Annotated in this window: 3 protein-coding genes; 2 read left to right on the top strand and 1 reads right to left on the bottom strand. The window is 74.7% G+C overall.

What is annotated here, in order from left to right; genetic code table 11:
- The first annotated feature begins 274 nt into the window (after window positions 1-274).
- Complete coding sequence (locus tag H5J33_RS27945; RefSeq protein ID WP_181797613.1) at window positions 275-1468, top strand: sensor histidine kinase; 1194 nt, start codon at window positions 275-277, stop codon at window positions 1466-1468.
- A complete protein-coding gene (locus tag H5J33_RS27940) occupies window positions 1465-2118 on the top strand; it encodes a response regulator transcription factor (RefSeq protein WP_181797612.1) in 654 nt (217 codons plus the stop codon). Before H5J33_RS27945 ends, H5J33_RS27940 begins: the two co-directional genes overlap by 4 nt.
- Window positions 2119-2595: 477 nt before the next feature.
- Here the strand turns inward: H5J33_RS27940 and H5J33_RS27935 are convergent.
- A partial coding sequence (locus H5J33_RS27935) for a serine hydrolase (RefSeq protein ID WP_181797611.1) occupies window positions 2596-3464 on the bottom strand: 869 nt, incomplete at its 5' end.

Raw genomic sequence — 3464 nt, 5'->3', positions numbered from 1 at the left:
GACGACACCGGCCCCGACGACGGCCAGGGCGGCACCGCCGACGAGGACGCGGGAACGGCGGGACGGCTTCTTGCGACCGGACATGCTGGGAAACCTCTCGTAGAGCCTGGGCGGGAGGCGGAATCGCTTCCCGGAACCGATCCTGCTGCCGGACCGGGCCTTCTCCCATCGGTGGACCGATGGCCTGCGGGGTCATCCGATCGGATGACCCCGCGACCTTGGCAGCTGGGCACAATGGAGGGTGTTTGCCCAGTTCAGCGCGGAGCCGAGGGAGGTGCCGGGAGTGGCCGCACCGGAGCGCGACGACACCCGCGCCCTCACCGTCGTCATGCACACGGCGTTCTTCGTGCTGCTGTCCGCGTCCGTCGCCCGCTACCTGGCCCGGCACGCCGGGGGACCGCACACCCCCTGGGTGATCGCCCTGTCCGTGCTGCTGGCGGTGCTCTACGTCCTCGGCCCCGCCCTCGGCACCCGTCCCACACCGCGCCGGCTGACCTGGCTCGGTCTGGTCGTGGCGGCCTGGGCGCTGCTCGTCGTCCTGGCCCCGAGCTTCGCCTGGTGCGCGGTCCCGCTCTTCTACACCGGTCTGCGCACGCTCCCGCCGCGCGCCGCGATCCCGCTGGTCGCGCTGCTGACCGCGCTCGCCGTGGCCGCCCAGCTCAGCCTGGCGGGCTGGCCCGACCCGAACGTGCTGCTGGCCCCGCCCGCGGTGGCCGCGGTGGCCACCGCCGTGTTCGTCGTCATGCAGCGCCAGGCGGCCCGCCGCGACGCCCTGATCACCGACCTGGTGCGCACCCGGCGCGAACTGGCCGCCACCGAGCGCCGTGAAGGCACCCTCGCCGAACGCGAACGGCTCGCCCGGGAGATCCACGACACCCTCGCCCAGGGCCTGTCCAGCCAGCGCATGCTGCTCCAGGCGGCCGACCGCCTGTGGGACAGCGCCCCCGGCACGGCCCGCGATCACGTCCGCACCGCGGCGGCCATCGCCGAACGCAGCCTCGCCGAGGCCCGCCGCTTCGTCCACGACCTCACCCCGGCCGACCTCGCCGAGGGCGGTGGCCTGCTCCGGGCCCTGCACGCCGTCGCCGAGCGCGAGACGACACCGGACCTCACCGTGCGTGTGCACACCGAGGGCAGCCCGCCCGTCCCGCTGCCCGGGCCCGTGGAGTCCGCTCTGCTGCGCATCGCCCAGGGTGCCCTGGCCAACGTCCGCGAACACGCGGCGGCCGGCACCGCCACCCTCACCCTGACCTGCCTGGACGACCAGATCGTGCTGGACGTCACCGACGACGGGCGCGGCTTCGACCCGCGCGCCCTCGCCCCTGCCGGATCCGCCGCCGGGGAGCGCGGCCACGGCCTGCCCGCCATCCGTGCCCGCCTGCGCCAGCTGGGCGGCACCCTCACCATCGAGTCGGCACCGGGCGAGGGCACGGCCCTGTCGGCGGCGATCCCGTTGGAGCCGAGATGACGCACACCCCCGCCACGGACGCCCGGACACCGGTGCGCATCCTCGTCTGCGACGATCACGCCGTCGTCCGCGCCGGACTGCTGGCACTGCTGCACAGCGCGCCGGACATCGAGGTCGTCGGCGAGGCGGGCAGCGGCGAGGAGGCGCTCGCCCTCGCCCGCAAGACCGCCCCGGACGTGGTCCTGATGGACCTGCAACTGGGTGAGGGCATCGACGGCGTCGAGACCACCCGCCGGCTGCGCGCCGAGCCGGCCGCCCCGCACGTCCTGGTCCTCACCACGTACGACACCGACGCCGACGTCACCCGTGCCGTCGAGGCCGGCGCCACCGGCTATCTGCTGAAGGCCGAGCGCGCCGAGGACCTGTTCACCGCGATCCACGCGGCGGCCCAGGGCCGCCCGGCGCTCTCGCCCCCGGTCGCCGACCGCGTGATGTCCCGCCTGCGCAACCCGCGCCCCGCCCTCACCCCCCGGGAGCGGGACATCCTCGCCCACCTCTCCCGGGGCCTGTCCAACCACGCCATCGCCCGCGCCCTCTACATCAGCGAGGCCACCGTCAAGACCCATCTGCGACGCGTCTACGACAAGCTCGGCGTGGACACCCGGGCGGGCGCGGTGGCGGTGGCGAAGGAACAGCGTCTGCTGTCCTGAGCGACCGGGGTTGTCGCGGGAGACCGTCAGTAGCGGTATTCGGCCTCGAACCAGTAATCGTACTGATTGGTCACCGCATACCAGCCGAGGCCGGGGTATGCGCGGATGTCGATGGAGTCGGAGGCCCGGCGAGCCAGCGTGGGCAAGGGAACAAGACGGCTCCCTGTGCCACGGGCCGAGGTCGCCGAGCCGACCGGCGCTGTCGGCCTGTCCGGCTACCCGGACGGAACCCGGACCATCGTGCCGCGTGAGCGGCCGCGTGGACGGAGCTGTCCCTGACCGCGATCGACCTGCTCGCCTGGACGCGGCTCCTGCTGCCGGACGGCGAACCGGCCACCGCTGAACCGCCTGAGGTGATGCCGTCGGCGGTGTCTCCGGGCCGGCGGGCAGGGTGGAGGCCCGGCGCGTGGTCGGGTGCTCCTGGGTTCCCCGGGGCGCGGGTGGGCAGACGGGCCGACCCCGGCCGAAAAGCGGAGGCTAGCCCCGCAGGGCCTCGAACGCCTCCCGCCCCGCCGTCCCGATGGCCAGGTCGATGTCCGGTGCCAGCCCCGCGCGGCGGGTCGCGCGGGTGAGCGCCGCCATCGCCACCCGGTCCCCGGAGTCCGCCTCGACGACCCCGATCTCGTGCCGCAGATGCAGGAACGTGCCGGTCTTGCCGCTCCACCGCAGGGTGTCCGCGCGCAGTTCGGCCGCCAGCCGCTGGGTGAACACCTGGTGTCCCATCAGCCGGCGCAGCTCGGCCGTCGCGGCAGGAGTGGCGATCTCGTCGCGCCACACCCGCTGGAGCAGGCCGACCAGCGCCGCGGCCGTGCCCGCGTTGGCGTGCGCGGGGTCCAGGGTCTCGATGGTGTGCCGGCCCGTGCCCTCGTCCCGGACGGCCAGCTCCAGGGCGAGGGAGAAGTCGTTCCCGGCGGCACCGGCCGCGCACTCGTACAGGTGGTTCATCCGGTGCCGCACCCGGATTCCGTCGCACCCCCAGGCACGCAGGCGCGCGTCGGTCTCCGCCGCCGGCACCAGGTCGAACAGGGCGTCGGCGGCGGCGTTGTCGCTCACCGACAGCATCAGCAGGAGGAGATCGCCGACGGCCACCGTGGCCGGGTGCCGGAAGGCGGCGAGCCCGGTGGGGCCGACGCTGCCGGTACGGGGGTCCACCGTCACCGGGCGGCCCGGATCCAGCTCCCCGGCCGCGATCCGGTCCAGCACGACCAGGGCCAGCGGGACCTTGGCCACCGACGCCAGCGGCACCGGCTCCTCCGTGTCGAAACCGAGCTGCTCTCCGGTGTCGAGGTTGCGGGCGAGGAAGGAGCCGCGGACGCCCAGCGCCGCCCAGTCCGCGGCGATGGCCT

Origin of the sequence: Streptomyces sp. WELS2 (genome assembly GCF_013870595.1) — a bacterium.
Taxonomy (GTDB): domain Bacteria; phylum Actinomycetota; class Actinomycetes; order Streptomycetales; family Streptomycetaceae; genus Streptomyces.
Note: the sequence above shows the minus strand (reverse complement) of the source record. Positions and strands in the feature narration are given on the sequence as shown.

Coding starts and splice junctions, on each gene's coding strand:
- H5J33_RS27940 (WP_181797612.1), top strand. CDS start 1,465: ATGACGCACACCCCCGCCACGGACGCCCGGACACCGGTGCGCATCCTC.